This is a genomic window from Bradyrhizobium sp. S3.7.6 (assembly GCF_054061875.1).
The window spans coordinates 6,383,079-6,400,325 of sequence record NZ_JBSSEQ010000001.1; the positions used below are offsets into that span (position 1 = coordinate 6,383,079).

The 17,247-nt window shown below is 63.4% G+C and carries 15 protein-coding genes; all 15 read right to left on the minus strand.

What is annotated here, in order from left to right:
- Positions 1 to 6 precede the first annotated feature (6 nt).
- The 15 genes from ACVJ5M_RS31455 to ACVJ5M_RS31525 all read right to left on the minus strand — a co-directional run bounded on the left by ACVJ5M_RS31455 (position 7) and on the right by ACVJ5M_RS31525 (position 17,047).
- Complete coding sequence (locus ACVJ5M_RS31455) at positions 7 to 1,689, minus strand: hydantoinase B/oxoprolinase family protein (protein ID WP_354100546.1); 1,683 nt, start codon at positions 1,687 to 1,689, stop codon at positions 7 to 9.
- A 13-nt stretch (positions 1,690 to 1,702) separates the two neighbouring features.
- Positions 1,703 to 3,769, minus strand: a complete 2,067-nt coding sequence (locus tag ACVJ5M_RS31460) for a hydantoinase/oxoprolinase family protein (protein WP_231144548.1) — start codon at positions 3,767 to 3,769, stop codon at positions 1,703 to 1,705.
- A 163-nt stretch (positions 3,770 to 3,932) separates the two neighbouring features.
- Positions 3,933 to 4,871 (minus strand): nitrogen assimilation transcriptional regulator NAC, encoded by a 939-nt coding sequence (gene nac / locus ACVJ5M_RS31465; protein WP_231145246.1) that lies wholly within the window; start codon positions 4,869 to 4,871, stop codon positions 3,933 to 3,935.
- A 144-nt stretch (positions 4,872 to 5,015) separates the two neighbouring features.
- Positions 5,016 to 6,224 carry an aspartate transaminase gene (locus tag ACVJ5M_RS31470; protein ID WP_231145244.1) on the minus strand — a complete coding sequence of 403 codons (1,209 nt, stop codon included), beginning with the start codon at positions 6,222 to 6,224 and terminating at the stop codon, positions 5,016 to 5,018.
- A gap of 55 nt (positions 6,225 to 6,279) precedes the next feature.
- The gene (locus ACVJ5M_RS31475) at positions 6,280 to 7,020 is read right to left on the minus strand and encodes a branched-chain amino acid ABC transporter ATP-binding protein (protein WP_085404131.1); all 741 of its coding nucleotides are present in this window, start codon (positions 7,018 to 7,020) and stop codon (positions 6,280 to 6,282) included.
- Positions 7,013 to 7,783, minus strand: a complete 771-nt coding sequence (locus ACVJ5M_RS31480) for an ABC transporter ATP-binding protein (protein WP_085404132.1) — start codon at positions 7,781 to 7,783, stop codon at positions 7,013 to 7,015. The genes ACVJ5M_RS31475 and ACVJ5M_RS31480 overlap by 8 nt, the downstream gene beginning before the upstream one ends.
- Entirely contained in the window at positions 7,780 to 8,766 is a 987-nt protein-coding gene (locus ACVJ5M_RS31485) for a branched-chain amino acid ABC transporter permease (RefSeq protein ID WP_085404208.1), read from the minus strand. Before ACVJ5M_RS31485 ends, ACVJ5M_RS31480 begins: the two co-directional genes overlap by 4 nt.
- Positions 8,767 to 8,809: 43 nt before the next feature.
- A complete protein-coding gene (locus ACVJ5M_RS31490) occupies positions 8,810 to 9,682 on the minus strand; it encodes a branched-chain amino acid ABC transporter permease (protein WP_085404133.1) in 873 nt (290 codons plus the stop codon).
- A gap of 21 nt (positions 9,683 to 9,703) precedes the next feature.
- Positions 9,704 to 10,888: an ABC transporter substrate-binding protein gene (locus tag ACVJ5M_RS31495; RefSeq protein WP_085404134.1), complete on the minus strand. Its 1,185-nt coding sequence runs from the start codon at positions 10,886 to 10,888 to the stop codon at positions 9,704 to 9,706.
- A gap of 755 nt (positions 10,889 to 11,643) precedes the next feature.
- Positions 11,644 to 12,174: a flavin reductase gene (locus tag ACVJ5M_RS31500; RefSeq protein WP_063984121.1), complete on the minus strand. Its 531-nt coding sequence runs from the start codon at positions 12,172 to 12,174 to the stop codon at positions 11,644 to 11,646.
- Positions 12,175 to 12,182: 8 nt separating this feature from the next.
- Positions 12,183 to 13,436: a Zn-dependent hydrolase gene (locus ACVJ5M_RS31505; protein WP_063984122.1), complete on the minus strand. Its 1,254-nt coding sequence runs from the start codon at positions 13,434 to 13,436 to the stop codon at positions 12,183 to 12,185.
- Positions 13,437 to 13,439: 3 nt separating this feature from the next.
- Positions 13,440 to 14,321: an alpha/beta fold hydrolase gene (locus tag ACVJ5M_RS31510; RefSeq protein ID WP_063986483.1), complete on the minus strand. Its 882-nt coding sequence runs from the start codon at positions 14,319 to 14,321 to the stop codon at positions 13,440 to 13,442.
- 11 nt (positions 14,322 to 14,332) lie between these two features.
- Entirely contained in the window at positions 14,333 to 15,478 is a 1,146-nt protein-coding gene (locus ACVJ5M_RS31515) for a pyridoxal phosphate-dependent aminotransferase (RefSeq protein ID WP_063984123.1), read from the minus strand.
- A 7-nt stretch (positions 15,479 to 15,485) separates the two neighbouring features.
- Entirely contained in the window at positions 15,486 to 16,265 is a 780-nt protein-coding gene (locus ACVJ5M_RS31520; RefSeq protein WP_063984124.1) for an SDR family oxidoreductase, read from the minus strand.
- Between the two features lie 68 nt (positions 16,266 to 16,333).
- Positions 16,334 to 17,047, minus strand: a complete 714-nt coding sequence (locus tag ACVJ5M_RS31525; RefSeq protein ID WP_063984125.1) for a GntR family transcriptional regulator — start codon at positions 17,045 to 17,047, stop codon at positions 16,334 to 16,336.
- Between the last annotated feature and the right edge of the window lie 200 nt (positions 17,048 to 17,247).

The following is a 17,247-nucleotide window of genomic DNA, read 5'->3' on the forward strand; positions in this document are numbered from 1 at the left end:
ATGCTCCTATTCGGCGGCGGTCGCCGCCACGTTTGAGCGCTGATAGCCGTAAATCTGCCTCGCGGCCGCCTGCGTAATCAACCCCTCGGCTAGATCGAGCTCGATTGCGGCCGCCGAGCGCTGGGACGTCCGTCCCCATCCGCCACCGCCGGGCGTCTCCACCTCCAGACGGTCACCCGTCTTCAGGACCACCTTTCCCTTGGGAAATTGCGGATCCCCGTTCTTGTACACCTTGCCGGCACTGCCGGACTTGCCGTCGACGACACCGAAGCAGGGATGACGCACGCGCTCAGACGCCAGATAGATGTTCATCGGATTGCGCCCGAGATTGCGCAGCACGACGCGCTGGCCGAGGCCGCCACGGCACTTTCCGGCACCGCCGGAGTCAGGAATCAGCTCCTTGCACTCGGTGAGCGCGGGGACGGCGATTTCGAACATCTCGATCGCTGTGACCTTGCAATTAGATGGGAAGCTCAGGGTGTCGAGACCATCGAGTTCGGCGCGGGCGCCCTGCCCGCCGTGAAAGTTCTGCACCGAACCATACTGCGTACCGTCATCACGCCGTCCCACGCAGTTGGCGGCCCAGATCGGCGCGCCGCCGCTATCGCCCATCACCTTCTCCGGCACCACGCCTTCCAACGCCTTGAAAATCAGCGATGGGATGACATGCCCGATCAGGTTACGCGAATTTCCCGCCGTCCATTCCTCTGGATTGAGAATCGAGCCGAGCGGCGCCTCGTCCGTGATCGGCGTGATGCAGCCTTCATTGTTCGGCGTGTCCGGGTCGAGCAGGCATTTCAGCGCGTAGACCGAATGGGCGTAGCGATAATTGGTCCGGCAGTTGATCGAGTGAAGAATTTGCGCGGATGTTCCGGTGTAGTCGACGTGAATGGAATCGTCGCGGACGATCACGGCCGCCTTCAGCGTCACATCGCTGTCGTAGCCGTCGAGCAGCACCTCGGCACTATAGGTGCCATTCGGCCATTGCCGGATGGCGCGGCGGGTCTGCGCTTCGGAGCGGGTGTGGATCGCGTCGGCCAGCTCGTCGATGCCATCGAGATCATATTCGTCGAGGAATTTCACCAGTTCGCGGCCCATGACATTGTTGGCCGCGACCATGGATTCGAGATCGCCCATCACCTCGGTCGGAAGGCGAACGGAGGCGGCAATGATGTCGAGCACGTCCTGGTTGGGAACTCCGGCCTTGTGCAGCTTCACGATCGGGAAACGGATGCCCTCCTCGAAGATGTCGCTGGCTTCGGAATGCAAGGGAGCGCCACCGATATCCGGCAGATGCGCGATCGAGCCGGCATAGGCCACGACCTTCCCCTTCTTGAAGATCGGCGTGATCATCGTCACGTCGGGCAGGTGCCCGGTGCCGATCTCCGGATCGTTGGTGGCGAGCACGTCACCGTCTTGCAGGGTCCCGGCCGGAAACTTCGGCAGGAAATACTTCTGTGCGGCAACCGGCAGCGAGGTGATGAATACCGGGATCGACCACGTGCATTGCGCCAGCGCGCGGCCGCGGCTGTCGAGCAGCACGGTCACGTAGTCGTGGTTCTCGCGCACGATCGGCGAAAATGCGGTGCGGCCGAGCACGATGTCGGCCTGGTCGGCGATGAAGATCAGGCGATTCCACATCACCTGCAAGTTGATGGGATCGTTGAAATCGGCGGCGTTCACGGACATGGGTGCGTCGTCCTCAGGCGATGTTGATCACGAGATTGCCGTTGATGTCGACGCGAGCCGTGCCGCTCGGTCCGACGACCGCGGTGGATTCCCGCTGCTCGACAATGGCCGGACCCTTGATCTCTTCGCCGACCGGCAGCTTGTAGTGATCGTAGACCGGCGTTTCGACAAAGCCGCCGCTTTCGCTGAAATAGACCGAACGGTTACCTTTCTTGGCCTCGGCAGCATGCCGCGTGTGCGGACGGGTCACCTGATCCTTCTGACCACTGGAGCGCAGGCGCCAGGTGATCACCTCGACCGATGAACCCGAGACCGTGCGGCCGAACAACTCGCGGTACAGCTTGTAGAAATTGGCGAGAAGCTCTTCGTGGAACTGCTTCGGCGACAGGCTGCGATCCGGCAGCGCGACCGTGATCTCGTGGCCCTGACCGACGTGACGCATGTCGACGGTGTAGGTGTTGGTGATCGTCTCCGGCGCAACCCCTGCAGCACGGACGACATCCGCCCCATGCGCTGCGAGATCGCCGAGCAGGCGATCCATCGCGACAAAATCCCAACTGTCGACCTGCATCGGAAAGCTCGCGGAGAGATCGACAGCCACCGGCGCGATCAGCAGGCCGATCGCCGAGGTGACGCCGGCGCCGGTCGGACAGATGATGCGCTTGATGCCGAGCTTGCGCGCGATGCCGTAGGCATGCACCGGGCCCGCGCCGCCGAAGGCGACCATCGGCAGGCTGCGCGGATCGACGCCGAGGTCGGTCGCGTGCACCGCCGCCGCTTTGCTCATGGATTCATTGACGAGATCGTGGATGCCGAAGGCGCAGCGGGGCACGCCGACGTCGAGCGAAGCCGCCAGCTTTGTCATCGCCGCGAGTGCGGCGTCCTTCGACACCTTGAACGAGCCGCCGACGAAGGATTCGGTGCCCATATAGCCGAGCAGGATATCGGCATCAGTCACAGTCGGTTCGGTTCCGCCGCGCTGATAGGCGGCCGGCCCCGGCATCGCGCCCGCCGAGCGTGGCCCGACATCGAGCAGGCCCAGCGGGTTCTTCGCCGCGATCGAGCCGCCGCCGGCGCCGATCTCGATCATGCGGATCGACTGGATTTTCAGCGGGAAGCCCGAGCCCTTGCGAAAGCGATGATAATGCGCGACCTCGAGATCGGTGCCGACCGCCGGCTCGCCGTTCGGGATCAGGCACAATTTGGCGGTGGTCCCGCCCATGTCGAAGGACAGCACGCTGCCCTCGCCGGCGATGTGGCCGAATTCGGCCGCAGCGACGGCGCCTGCGGCCGGACCCGACTCAATCAGGCGCACCGGCAACTCCGCGGCGCGGCTGCTTGGCACGAGGCCGCCCGACGAAGTCATCCACAGCACCTGCCGACTGATCCCCTTGGCGGCGAACTCACGCTCGAGATGTGCGACGTGTCCCGACATCTGCGGCCGCGTATAGGCGTTGACGACGGTAGTCGAGGCCCGGTCGAATTCGCGCACCTCCGGGCAGACTTCGGAGGATAGCGACACAAAGATATCGGGGTCTTCTTCACGCAGCAGTGCGGCGATGCGCTGCTCATGATCAGGATATTTGTAGGCGTGCAGCAGGCAGACGGCGACGGATTTGATGCCCTCCTCGCGCAGCCGGTCGGCGATCCCGCGGACCGTCTCCTCATCCAGCGCCGTGATGACCTCGCCATCGGCAGCGATACGCTCGACCGCGCCAAAGCTGTTGGCGCGCGTCACCAGCGGGTCGGGATATTTCAGGTTCAGATCATAGAGATCGTAACGGCCTTCGTTACGAATACGCAGCATGTCCTGGAAGCCGGCGGTCGAGATGAAGCCGGTCTTGACGCCCTTGCGCTCCAGCACGGCATTGGTGACCACGGTGGTGGCGCCGAGCACCTGAAGCCCGTCGAGAGCGACGTCGTCTCCGAATTGTTCGAGCAGCTCGGACACGCCACGAACCACGGCCTCGGCTGGGTTGGCCGGCGTGCTCAGCACCTTGTGGAGATGCAATTCGCCCTTGTCGTCGAGCAGCGCGAAATCGGTGAAGGTTCCCCCGGTATCGAATGCGAGCTTGGCCATCTTTGTCCTCGAAGCGATTGCCTTCGAAGGTAGAAAATGCGGTTGCGGCCGACCACCACAACTCCCGTCTGCCGCCATAGGTTTTGTTTATGGCCTGACGAAACCGGCGCGATGCAGCCGCCGCGCACGGCGTTGCCCGGACTCTGGCCTGCAGCCGTGTTGCCTAGACCGCTTTGATGCCCTGCGGGTGGCTGCGCATCAGCTTCTCGACCACGGTCAGAAGCACCGAGCGCGTGGCGAGCGCGGGCTCCGACAGCGGCAGATGGTCCGAAATACACAGGGAGACGGTCGCCTCGATCGCGGGACGTACTAGCCGCCGCACTTCGACCCCGCCAAAGCTCGACGCGGTCGCTGCGACCGAGGCCGGCAGGATGGTCGAGCCGAGGCCCTCGGTCACGGCCGCACCGAGCGCGGAGACGGATTCGATCTCGGAGGCGACATTCGGCTTCACCCGTGCCCGCGCCAGCGATTCATCGATCAAGCGCCGCAGGAAATGCCCCTGGCTCGGCAGCAACAGCTTTACGTCGGCCAGCGCGGACAGCGGCAGCGGCTCGTCGGTCGGCTTTTTCGCGACAGGCCCCGCCGGCGAAACGAGATACAACTCCTCACGGAACAGCGGCTGCAGCTTCACGCCTTTGATCGGGCCGGAGCCGTAGATCATGGCCATGTCCATCCTGCCGGTCATGATCAGCTCGCTCAACACATGGCCAAAGCTGTCGTTGATATGGACGATGATCTGCGGATGCAGCGTCGACATCTCCTTCAAGATCGGCAGCGACAACGTGCTCGATGCCGAATAGGTCGCAAGCCCGATCGACACCCGCCCGGCCAGCGCCTTGGTCGATTGATCGATGTCGATCTGTGCCTGCTCGATCTGCTTCAGCAGCAATTGCGCGTGGCGGTAGAGGATGAGGCCGGCCTCGGTCGGGACGATGCCGTGATTGCTGCGCAGCAACAGCTTGTGCTTGAAGTGAGTTTCAAGGGCTGCGATCTGCTGCGACAGCGCCGGCTGAGCCGTGCGGAGCAGCCCGGCGGCGCGCGAGACGCTGCCGGCATCGACCACCTTGACGAAGCTCTTCAGCTTCCTGAAATCGACGCTCATCTGTGTCGAACGCTGGTCCTGAACCGGACGGGCAACGCCCGCGCGGCCGTTCATGAAAACACGATCTGGATCGACACTATCCTTTATCTACGCCGTTGATTTCAATCGGTTTCGTCGCCTGCGCGCCGATTTGCTTGATTGCCCTCAGCGCAGCGCCCGGCAGGCCTTCTCAATGCGGTCACAGGCGTCCTTGATCGCCCCCATCGAGGTCGCGATCGACAGGCGGAAATACGGCGAGAGCCCATAGGCAGCGCCCTGCACCGCGGCTACGCCGACATCGTCGAGCAGATAGAGCACGAAATCGAGATCACTCTCGATGAGCTTACCATCAGGCGTCGTCTTGCCGATCACCCCAGCGCATCCGGGATAGAGATAGAAGGCGCCATCAGGCACCAGGCAGGACAGGCCGGCGATCGCGTTCAACCGCGCGCAGGCATAGTCGCGGCGCTCCTTGTAGAGCTTGACGCTATCGCGAACGAACGACTGGTCGCTGGTCAGCGCATGCGCGGCGGCCGCCTGGCTGATCGACGAGGGACAAGATGACATCTGCGACTGCAGCTTGTTGATGGCGGCGACCAGTGGCGCAGGACCCGCGGCATAGCCGATCCGCCAGCCGGTCATTGCGTAGGTCTTGGACACGCCATTGGCGAGCAAGACGCGGTCCTTCAGAGCCGGCACCACGGCGGCAAGGGTAGTCGCGGGCTCGTCGCGGTACCAGATCTGGTCGTAGATGTCGTCCGACAACACGAGAACATTGGGATGGCGGAGCAGCACGTCGCCGATCGCCTTGAGGTCTTCGCGGGAATAGGCCGCGCCGGTCGGGTTCGAGGGCGCATTGAGGATCAGCCAGCGCGTGCGCGGCGTGATCGCAGCCTCCAGTGCCTCCGCCGTCAGCTTGAACCCCTGATTCTCGGAGCAGCGGACGATGACAGGCTTGCCGTCATTGGCGATGACCATGTCGGGATACGAGACCCAATACGGCGCGGGAATGATGACCTCGGCCCCCTCCTCCACGCTCGCCATCAGCGCGAGAAACAGAATCTGCTTGGCGCCGCCGCCGACGCAGATCTCGTTGTCCGAATAGTCAAGACCAAGGCGGCGCTTGTAGTCCGCGATAATCGCGTTTCGTAGCGCGACGGTGCCATTGACCGCGGTGTATTTCGTCTCGCCGCGATCGATCGCCTCATGCGCCGCCGCCTTGACGTGATCGGGCGTGTCGAAGTCGGGTTCGCCGATCGCCATGTCGACGATGTCGCGGCCGGCGGCCTTCAGCTCGCGCACGCGCGCGGACGCGGCCGTGGTCGGGGATATCTTGATGCGCGAGACGCGCGCGGCCGGCACGAAGATCGTCACTGTGGTCGTCCTTTGCGTTTTCGATGGTCCACGCCCGTCAAGCAGGCGCTCCTTGTCAATGTTCGACATCGGTCTCGCCGCGCATGCGGCCGGTGAGGAAGAGTTCGCCGAGCTCGTCGTGGGTGATGTCGGCGGGACGGCCGTCCCAGATCACCTTGCCGAGCCGCAGGATGACGGCGCGCTGCGCCACCGCCATCGCTTTCTTGGTGTTCTGCTCGACGAGCAAAATGGTCTGGCCGGCCGCGTTGATCCGCAACAGCTCATCGAAGACGATTCCGATCGCGGTCGGCGACAGACCGACAGAGGGCTCGTCGACCAGAAGGATCTTTGGCCGCTGCAGCACCGCCATCGCAACCTCGAGCAACTGCTGCTCGCCGCCGGACATGTTGCCGGCCAGCGAGTTGCGACGTGTCTTCAGGATCGGAAAGAGATCGTAGACATAGTCGCGCTCGGCCTTCACCCTGCTGTCGCGCAGCGTATAGGCCGCCATCTGAAGGTTCTCGTCGACCGTCATGACCGGGAAGTTGCAGCGGCCCTGCGGTACCCAGGAGATGCCTTCGGCGAGGATCGCGCGAGATTTCAGGGCAGTGATGTCCTTGCCCTGCCAGTCGATGCTGCCGCCCTTGACGGTGGTCATACCGTAGAGCGTCTTCAGCAGCGTCGACTTGCCGGCACCGTTCGGCCCCATCAGGGCGACGAACTGCCCCTGGGGCACGTCGAGATCGACGCCATTGAGGATGTCGAGCGAGCCGTAACCCGCGCGCAGGCCTTTAATTGAGAGAGAAGGTTCAGCCACCGAGATAGGCCTCCCGCACCGCCTGGTTCTGGACGATTTCGTCGGGTGTTCCTTCCGCGAGCTTACGCCCCTGGTCGAGCACGACCACGCGCTTGCACAGGCTCGTGACCACGTCGATGTTATGCTCGATGATCAGGAAGCTGACGCCGAAGGAGGTATTGGCGAGGCGGATGCTCTCGACCACACGCTCGATCAGCTTCGGATTGATGCCGGCCATCGGCTCGTCGAGCAGGATGAGCTTCGGTTCCGGCATCAGCATCGAGGCGAACTGGATCAGCTTCTGCTGGCCGCCGGAGAGCTTGCCCGCGGGCTGGAACCGCACGTCCCAGAGCCCTGCGATCTTGATCAGCTCGCGCGCTCGCTCGCGCAGCGCCGCGACGCGATTGCGGGCCGCGGCGCCGATTCCGAAGGTCGACAAGATACCGGGGAAGGTGAACATCTGGCCGGCGATCACGAGGTTCTCCTCGATGTCGAGCGCAGAGAACACCACGGTCTTCTGGAACGAGCGCAGCATGCGCCCCTCCCGCGCGATGTCGTTCAGCGACCAGCCGGTGATGTCCTGACCGTCGAGCTTCACCGCGCCCGCACTCGGCCTCGCAAGCCCGGTCACGCAATCGAAGAAGGTGGACTTGCCCGAGCCGTTCGGGCCGATGAGACCGCAGATCTCACCGCGATCGACGTGCAGGTCGACGCCATCGACCGCGCGCACTGCGCCGTAGGATTTGCAGAGGCCAGAGATATCGAGAATTGGCAGGCCGGTCATTTGCGCCTCTCGAGGAATGACCAGAACCGGCCGATCAATGGCGCGAATCCGCTCGGGAACCAGAACACGAGCCCGAGCAAAAAGAAGCCATAGGCAATCATGCGCAATTCCGGCGCCACGCGTAGGGCTTCCGTCAGGCCGACAAACATCAAGCTGCCGAAAATGACGCCCGAGATTGTCCCCGCACCTCCGCCGAGCACGATGATCAGCATCGTCGTCGAGTAGTACATCTGGAAGGTCAGCGGGCTGACGACCGTCAGGTAATGCGCATAGAGGCTGCCGCCGAGGCCGGCGAAGGCGGCGCTGATCATGAATACGACGAGCTTGTAGTGCCAGGTCGGGATGCCCACGGATTCAGCGAGCGTCTCGTTCTCGCGAATGGCGATCATGTTGCGGCCGGCCGGCGATCGCACGATCAGATAGATCGCCAGTGTCGCCAGGGCAGCGATGACGAGGACAAGATAATAGAAGCCGACGGTTCCGGAGACCGTGAACGAGGCCGGCCCCAGCGCGAAGTAAGGCTTGGGAATTGCCGCCAGCCCCATATCGCCGCGCGTCAGGCTGATCCAGTTCTTGGCGATGGCCTGCCCGATGATGACGAAGCCGAGCGTGCACATCACGAACGACGTCGCACGCAGCCTCAGGGCTGGAATTCCGAGTGGCGCCGCAACCGCGCCGGTCACGAGGCCGGCGGCGAGGAAATTCAGATAGAACGGCGTGCCGAAATGGACTGCCAGCAGCGCCGAAGTATAGGCCCCGATGCCGAAGAACGCCGCCTGCGCCAATGACAGAAGACCGGTGTAGCCGAGCAGCAGATTGAGACCATGGGCCGGCAGCAGGAAGATCAACGCAATGATGATCGCATGCAGCGGATAATTCCCGAGGAACAGCGGCGCGACGCAGGCCAGCGCGATGAGCGCGAGGCCAAACGGAATACGGAGATCCCGCCCCGTGGCCGCAACCGGGCTTTCGGCTGGTGTCATGGTCTGCTCTCGGACGATCTCAGTCATGTCACATCCATGGCGATCAGAAGCGCGCCTGCGCGGAGAACAGCCCATGCGGACGCCACATCAGCACCAGCATCAGGGTCGCAAAGCCCACGGTGTCGCGGAACTGCAGTCCGACATAAGTCGCGACCAGGCTCTCCGCGATGCCGAGGATCATCGCCGCCACGAACGTGCCGCGGACGTTACCCAACCCGCCCATGATAATGATCGGCAGCGTCTTGAACGTGATGAGCTCCCCCATGCCGCCGTAGACGCTGACGTTCACGGGCGCTGTGAGCACGCCTGACAGGCCGGCCAGCGCCGCGCCGAGGATGAAGGTCCAGAGCGCGATATGGCGGACGTCGATGCCGACCACCGCGCAGCACTCGATGTTCTGCGAGACCGCCCGCATCGCCTTGCCCATCCGGCTATAGGTGACCATCAGCTCGAGGCCGACGAACACGATCAGGCCGATGACGATGATCAGGATGCGCTGCTCGGCCAAAGTGAAGCCGAACAGAGTCACCGGCTCGATATAGCCGCCGGAGAAGAACTTGTAGCCGCCGCCAAAGACCAGGATGACGGTGTTCTGCAGGATCAGGGCGACGCCCAGCGTCGCGAGCACGCCGGCCTCGGCCGGCGCCCCCACGATCCGCTGCATCACGAAGTTGCCGACCACCACGGCGATCACCGCGGTGGCAACCACGCCGATCACGACCGCCACCGGATACGGCAGATCGAAATACTCGATCGCGAACCAGGCCCCGAAGGTGCCGAGCATGTAATATTCGCCATGTGCAAAATTGATGGCGCGCAGCACGCCGAAGATCATCGTCATGCCGACGGCAACGATCGCATAAACCGATCCGGATACGATGCCGTTAACAATCTGCTCGATGATCGTATAGAACATGTGGTCTGCCGTCCCGTTGCCTTACTTGGGATAGTCGATCTCGGCCGAATAGGCTCCTTTGATGGCCGGCTTGCCGTTCTCGATCTCGAGCAGGATCATCGGCAGGCGCGCCTGATTGTGGTCGTCGAAGGTGACTTCGCCGACCGCGCTCGCATAGTGGATATTGGAGAGCGCGGTACGAACCTTCTCGCGGTCGATGCTCTGTGCCTGCTCGATTGCCTTGGCCAGAAGATGCGTCGTCTCCCAGTGCACATAGGCGTGATTGTTGGGCGCTTCGCGATACTCGGCGGTGAACTTGTCGACGAAGGCCTTGCTCTTCTCGGACTCATAGGCCGGAAGCCAGGCCGCGGCCTCGATTGCTCCCTCGAGCGCCTTCGGCGCCGCCTTGATGGAGCTCGCTGTATTGAACTCGGCGTTGCCGATCAGGGGGATCTTGCCGGCAATCCCGGTTTCGATCATTTGACGACCGACGATGGGTGTAGAATCGGCATTGCCATACATGATGATGGCCTGGGCGCCGGAATCGCGGATCTTGGACAGGACGCTGCGGAAATCGACCTCGCCTTCCTTGTAATAGTCTTCCGTCAAGATCTGACTCTTGAAGCGCGGCAGGTACTTCTTGGTAAACTCAATGGCCGCACGCCCGTAGTCGGTGTCGACCGATAGCACGGCGTATTTGGTAAATCCCTTCTTCTCGGCGGCGTATTGCAGCACGACGAGGGCGCGGTTTTCGTCGGTCGGATAATTACGATAGGTCCATTTGAATCCGCCGACGCCCGCCTTGTAGGTGATCTTCGGATTCGACGAGGCGGCATTGAGGAGAAGCACACCGGCGTCCTCCGCGACCGGCTGCATCGCGAGCGTTACCGAGCTCGAGACGTCGCCAATGATGAAGTCGACCTGGTCCTGATCGATGAGGCGCCGGGTTGCCGAAACACCCTCGACCGGGGTGCCTTGGCTGTCGCCGGCCAGGATGTTGATCTTGCGCCCGCCGACGCCGCCAGCGCCGTTGATTTCCTTCGCAGCCATCTGGGCGCCGCGCATCGAGAAGGCGCCGTAGCGGGCGTTCGGACCGCTCATCGGAGCGACAAGACCGAGCTTCACGGTGCCGTCCTCGCTTCGGGCGAAGGCGCCGGAGGAGACGGTCTGAAGTCCGATCAGAGCGGATCCGACACAAAATCCTCTGCGGCTTAGGTAGATCGTCATTTGCCCGCTCCGTTGCTGCTACAAAATAATGCGTCCGCGAACTCCCCCACTTTTGTGGTCTTGCCCTGGGAATTTTTTTGCTGCGGCCGACGGTAAAAAATAGATTTACGTTCGATGACAGGGGAAGCACGACTGCGGTCTGCCGCCATAGCGAATTCTTATGGCGCCCCTGAGTTCTGCCGATTTGCCGCGCTCGATATGCAGCCAGCGCGCGCGAGAGACTGCTAAGAAATGCCGCTTGAATCACGTTTCGCGTTGTGATCGCTTCCGAACGGCCTCTTTCGCCTCGCGCGCGGAACCGGAGCGAAAGGCGCTTCTGCTACTCCGCGCCTCGACCGAAATCGTCGAACAGTACAGGCGGACGAACAGTCCAGTGCCCCGGTGCGGCGCCACCCACATCGAAAGGCCTGATCACGTTAGCTGTGATGAGATTTTTCTTGATCTCCCGGTGCACACGTCGTGCACACGGCGCCATCTAACTAACTGAAAATCTTGAACTCTCGCTCCAATCCATTACTGGCCAATTTCAGCAAGCTTCGGCCAAACGCCTCCAACTAGAGCAAGCTTCAAAAAACAGTCGACGGATGGCTACGGCGTAGTGTGCCGACTTTGCACGTCGATGGTCATTTCTGAAACGGCGATGGCCAAAACGCGGCCGGCAAATACATCCCCGCAAGGGATACGCTTGCTCGGGTGACGAACTCTCTCCAGGACATGGAGGCTGCTGGAACGGTTGGCGATAGCCGCCGGCCCCATCAGGATCGGGCAAGAGCGAATTCGGGTCCAGTCTCGGCTGGATCGGTCACCCCGACCGTATGATAGGCGCGGCCAAAATAGATCAGATTGTCGGTGCAGCCGGATCGTTGCAGGGCCACGATGCGGCAGAGCAGCACGTCATGCGTGCCGACATTGACGATATCGGCAATCCGGCAGTCGAACGCGGCGGCGCAGTCGGCTAGCACCGGCGCACCGGTTTCGAGTGTCGACCACGCGGCCGCGGCAAACCGTTCTTCGGCGGGCAGTTTGCCGCCGAACAGCCGGGACAATTGCTCGTGCCGGGCCGACAGCACGTTGACGCAGACCGCCTTGTTGCCGATCACGCTGGCATAGGCCGAGGAGGCGCGATTGATGCAGACCAGCAGCGTCGGCGGATCGTCGGTGACGCTGCAAATCGCAGACGCGGTAAATCCGGCACGGCCCGCGCTGCCGTCGGTCGTGACGACGCTGACGGCGGCACCAAGACAGGCCATCGCGTCGCGGTAGTCCTGAGGGGCCACGTCCTGCATCGGCGTCCTCACGTCTCGATGGCAGGCGCGAACGCCAGCCCGCGCAGCACCTGCGCCAGCACGGAAGCGCCGGCGGCAACATGATCGGGCTCGGCCCATTCGTGCTCGACATGGCTTGCACCGTCACGGCACGGGATGAAGATCATCGCAGCCGGAAAGATTTTTGCGAGATGACGGGCGTCGTGACCGGCGGCGGAGAGGATTTCCATGGCGGAATGCCCCTGCTCTCGCGCGGCCTCTGCGATGCTTGCCCGCAGGCGCGAATCGAAAGCGTTTGACGGTGCATTGACGAGCGGCGTCACCGTGACCATGCAAGGTGCAGCGTTCTCCTGGCAAAGAATCGCGATACGCACACCCGCGGCATCGAGCACCGCATTGTCAGGGTGACGCAGATCGATGCTGAAGCTGACGCGTGACGGCACCACCGACGGCGCATTCGGAACCACGACAACGCGGCCGATGGTGAACTTGATCTCGGCATCGATTGTGCCGATCTCCGCATGGAGCGCCGACGCCATCCGCGCAAAGGCCGCGAGCGCATCTCGCCTCTCCCGCTGCGCCAGTGTGCCAGCGTGTCCCTCGGCACCCTCGACCACCACCTGAAAGGTCTTCTTGCCCTGGATGCCGGTGACGACCCCAATCGTGCAGCCGGCCGCCTCCAGCAGCGGTCCCTGCTCGATGTGCAATTCGAGATAGGCACTGGCGGCGAAACCGAGCGGCCTGTGCGGCATAACAGGAAAAGCCTCGTGGAAGCGATCGAGCGCCTCGCCGACGCTGACGCCGTCGGCATCGCGCGCGGCGCGGATCGCGTCCATGTCGCGCTCGCCGGTAAAGGCCTCCGAGCCCATCATCCCCGGGGCGAAGCGCGAGCCCTCCTCGTTCATCCAGGCGACCACGATGATGTCGCGCGCGGGCGCGTCCCCTTGCTCCGCGAGTGAGATGACCGCCTCCAACGCCGCCATCACGCCGGCCGCACCGTCAAATTTGCCACCGGTCGGCTGGCTGTCGAGATGACTGCCAATGAGAAACGGCGGCGCGGCGCGATCGCAGCCAGCCAGCGTCAGGAACAGGTTGCCCGCCGCATCGGTCGACGGTGTCAAATCTGCCTCGCGGGCCCAGCCGATGACGCGACGCCATGCGGCAATCTCGCCGTCGCTCAGCGCCTGACGATTAACCCCGCCGGCCGGCGTCGCGCCGATCTCGGCGAGCGCCATCAGCCGCGTCCAGAGCCGATCAGCGTTGATCAGGGGCTGGCTCGTCATCGACTACTTCGTGCGCATGATCTGGCCCGGCAGCGCGCGCGGATCGCGTGGCAGCCAGCGCCCGACCTCGACCTGGGCGATGAACTCGGCGAGCAGCGCGTTGAACGCCGCCGGCTCTTCCAGATTGAGCGTGTGGCCGGTCTTGGGGAAGACCGAGAGACCACAGGCCGGAATGGTCTTCTTCAGGAAGATGCCGGGCTGGAGGCAGTGATCGTCCTCGTCGCCGACGACGACCAGCGTCGGCACCATCATTGTCTTCAGGCCTTCTTCGAGATCGTAGAATGACGGCCGCCGCGCCTGAACACCGCGCATAGTGTTGGCAGCGCCGCGATCGGAATGGGTGGCGAGGAGATCGGCGAATTCCTGCCAGCCGCGCGGATCCTTGTTCTGGAACTGCACCCGGCTCCCACCGAGCGCGTAGATCTTCGCGAATTCCTTCGCACCCTGCTTCTCGAAATTGTCGGCGACCTCGAGCGAGACGCCGCGAAAATACTCCTCGAACTCCTTCTCGCAGCCATAACCGGCACCGGCCACGGTGAGCGACAAAGCGCGCTCCGGCGTGCGCAGGCCGAAATGCACCGTGCAGAAGCCCCCCATGGAAAGGCCGACGATGTGCGCCTTCTTGATCTTGAGCGCGTCGAGCACGGCGATTGCATCGTCAGCGGCAATCGCCTGCGAATAGGCCTCCACGCTGTCTGGCACATCCGACGGCGGATAGCCGCGCGCTGCGTAGGTGATGCAGCGGTGGCGCCGGCTGAAATAGCGCAGCTGCGGCTCCCAGCTTGCGTGATTGCCGCCGAACTCGTGGATAAAGAGGATCGGCGTGCCCTCGCCCGCCTCTTCGACATGCAGCTTCACGCCGTCCTTCGCTGTGATCATCGTCATCGGCATCGTCCCTAGAATTGCGGCGGCAGATCGTTGAGCATGCGCGCCTGCGCGACCATCTCCGGCAGCAGTGTGCAGAGTTTTTCGACCCACATTTGCGGCACGGAGGTGCTGATCTTGACGAAGCGGTCGCCGAAGCGCTGCGTATGATACGTGCCCTGGCGGATCATGATGCCCTGCCGGCGATAGCACTCGACCAGCGCCTCGGGACGGATGCCCGCCGCGATGGTCTCCAGCACCAGAAAGTTTCCGTGCGAGGGCATGATCGGCAGCGCCAGCCCTTCGATCGTGGCCGCCGCCTCCTGGATCATCGCCTTGTTGGCGCGGTCGGTGCTGCGCACCTTCTTCATCCATTCGGCCTTGACGGAAAGCCCCGCCTGCGCCGCACGCTGGGCGATGACGCTGGCACCGAGCACGCTCGTGGAGGTCTGCGCCAGTTCCTCGAACAGATCAGGCGCGGCGACCAGAGCGCCGATGCGCAAGCCAGCGAGCCCGAGCCATTTCGAAAAGCTGGTCGAGACCACCGAGCCTTTCGGGGCGACATGGAGCGCCGGCGTGTGGCCGTCGGCAAAGTCGCGGTAGGTGCAGTCATGCACCAGCAGCGCACCGCAATCGCGCGCGATCGCGGCAAAGCTCTCGATCTCCTCGCGGGTGTAGCGGATGCCGAGGGGATTGTTGGGATCGACGAGATAGATGACCGCGGTACGCTCATCAACATTCGCCTTCAACGCCTCAGGCGTCAGGCGGTAGTTGCAGGCGGGATCGTAGATCGGAATCTCGATCACCTCGGAGCCCTGCTGGCGCGCGAACAGGCACGGCCACTTCCAGGTCGGATCGGTCGTCACCAGCGTGGTGCCGGGCTTGCAACGCGCACGGCAGATCATCGCCAGCGCGTTGACGCCCCCCTCGGTCACCAACGCTTCTGCGTCAGGCACACCGAGATCGGCGACGATCGCGGCGCGCAACGCCTCGAAGCCGAGCGGCGGGGCATAGGCATTGAACTCGCCCGCCTCGATCGAGCGTAGCATCGCCTCGCGCACGGCGGGATGGCTCTCGATGTGATTGGTGTTCTGGCCGAGCCAATAGAGCCCCGGCGTCGCCGAGAGCTCGTCGAAATAGCGGTTGCGGACCAGTGCCGTGGATTGAGGCTTCGACATCGATGCCTCAGATCACCGAGCCGCGCGCGGCAATGCCGCCGTCGATCGTCACGACCGTGCCGGTGATGTAGCCGGACCGCGGCGAAGACAGGAAGGCGACGAGATCGGCGACTTCTTCCGAGGTCGCGGGCCGCTTGCCCGGATATTTGTCGAACAGTTCCTCCCAGCGGCCTTCGTCACCAAGCATGTCGATCGCCTTGCGCTTCATGATCTTGAGCATGCGATCGGTTGCAACCGGTCCCGGATTGACCGCGACGACGCGGACGCCGTGATCGAGGCTGCGGCCGCCGAGCGCCTTGGTGAAGGACATCAGCGCCGCGTTGCCGGTGGAGCCTGCAATGTAGCTGGCGTCCCAGTTCTCACCGGAATTGCCGATGATGTTGATGATGACGCCGTCCTTGCCCTTCATGCGCGGATAATAGAGACGCGACAGCGTGATGTAGCCGAACACCTTGAGATCGAAGCCGCGGCGCCAGGCGGCGTCGTCGAGGATCTCCAGCGAACCGGCCGGGATGTCGCCGGCATTGTTGATGAGGATGTCGATGTCGCCGACTTCGGCCGCGAGCTTCTCCATCGCAGCCGTGCTCGACAGGTCGAGCGCGTGGATGGTGATCTTCACGCCAAAGCGGGCTTCCAGGTCGCGCTTGGCCTGGAGCATCGCTTCGCCGTTGCGGGCGGCGAGATGCAAATGACACCCCTCCGCGGCGAAGAGCTCGGCCACCGCAAGTCCAATTCCTTTCGACGCGCCGGTGATCAGGGCGGTCTTGTTCGTCAGCTTCAGGTCCACTCCGGGTCTCCAGGATGCAAGCTAGATATACAAGGTCTAGCAATTTGCATACCAAGCGACATCAAGGGTCATTCGAAGGCGGCCAGGAAGTCCAGGAGGTTGTCGCCAAGCAGGTTGACGTGGTCGCGCATGGTGCTGTGCGCCCGCTCCGGATCATGGGCCAGGATCGCCTGCATGATCGCCTCATGCTCGCGGACAGTGTCGGCGATCCGGTTCGGCATCCGCGTCACCCGGCGGCGATAGGCGGCCACCTGGTTACGCAGCTTGCGGGTCTGGTCGGCGAGGAAAGTGTTGCGCGAAGCCTCGTAGATCGCTTCGTGGAATTCCTGGTTGATGTCGTAGAAGACGTCGATGTCGCCGGTTTCGCCCGCCGCCACAAGCCGCTGGTGAATCTCGCCAATTTCAGTGCCCCAGGCCTGCGAGACGCGCCGGGCGGCGAGCCGCGCGCAGAGCCCCTCCAGCTCCGCCATGACCTGGAACATCTCGATCAGCGCTTGCGCCTTGATGCTGCGGACCGTTGCCCCCTGCCGGCCGCGCAGCTCGACCAGATTGTTAGCGGCCATCAGGCGGAACGCCTCCCGCACCGGCGTGCGCGAGACGCCGAAGCGCTGGGCGATCTCCTGTTCGTCGAGCCGGCTGCCCGGCTCGAGATGACCCGCCGCGATCGCGCCCTCGAGCTTCTGGCGCAGGTTCTCGGCGAGCGTCATGCCGGGGCTCGGCGCCAGGGACTCCTGCCCGTTTTTCGCGCGTCTGCCTCCGACCTGTGCACCAATATCCGCCATTATGTTTCTCCGATATCAATATAAGTATACAAAACGGCACCCATCCTCCAGCGAAACGTCTGATTTTCTCTCGGAAGCGCGCGGAACTCCGCCATATTCGCCTGTCGATCTCGCAAGTCTTATGCCGGATTTGCCCAGGAATCGCACTGGCACACGAGTTGCTAAGAGATTTCGACGCGGTCCGCTTTCGTATGCGAATG

Bases quoted from the DNA above. Each gene is read 5' to 3' on its own strand.
- ACVJ5M_RS31455 (WP_354100546.1), bottom strand. From the start codon at position 1,689: ATGTCCGTGAACGCCGCCGATTTCAACGATCCCATCAACTTGCAGGTG.
- ACVJ5M_RS31460 (WP_231144548.1), bottom strand. From the start codon at position 3,769: ATGGCCAAGCTCGCATTCGATACCGGGGGAACCTTCACCGATTTCGCG.
- nac (WP_231145246.1), bottom strand. From the start codon at position 4,871: ATGAGCGTCGATTTCAGGAAGCTGAAGAGCTTCGTCAAGGTGGTCGAT.
- ACVJ5M_RS31480 (WP_085404132.1), bottom strand. From the start codon at position 7,783: ATGACCGGCCTGCCAATTCTCGATATCTCTGGCCTCTGCAAATCCTAC.
- ACVJ5M_RS31485 (WP_085404208.1), bottom strand. From the start codon at position 8,766: ATGACACCAGCCGAAAGCCCGGTTGCGGCCACGGGGCGGGATCTCCGT.
- ACVJ5M_RS31490 (WP_085404133.1), bottom strand. From the start codon at position 9,682: ATGTTCTATACGATCATCGAGCAGATTGTTAACGGCATCGTATCCGGA.
- ACVJ5M_RS31495 (WP_085404134.1), bottom strand. From the start codon at position 10,888: ATGACGATCTACCTAAGCCGCAGAGGATTTTGTGTCGGATCCGCTCTG.
- ACVJ5M_RS31500 (WP_063984121.1), bottom strand. From the start codon at position 12,174: ATGCAGGACGTGGCCCCTCAGGACTACCGCGACGCGATGGCCTGTCTT.
- ACVJ5M_RS31505 (WP_063984122.1), bottom strand. From the start codon at position 13,436: ATGACGAGCCAGCCCCTGATCAACGCTGATCGGCTCTGGACGCGGCTG.
- ACVJ5M_RS31510 (WP_063986483.1), bottom strand. From the start codon at position 14,321: ATGACGATGATCACAGCGAAGGACGGCGTGAAGCTGCATGTCGAAGAG.
- ACVJ5M_RS31515 (WP_063984123.1), bottom strand. From the start codon at position 15,478: ATGTCGAAGCCTCAATCCACGGCACTGGTCCGCAACCGCTATTTCGAC.
- ACVJ5M_RS31525 (WP_063984125.1), bottom strand. From the start codon at position 17,047: ATGGCGGATATTGGTGCACAGGTCGGAGGCAGACGCGCGAAAAACGGG.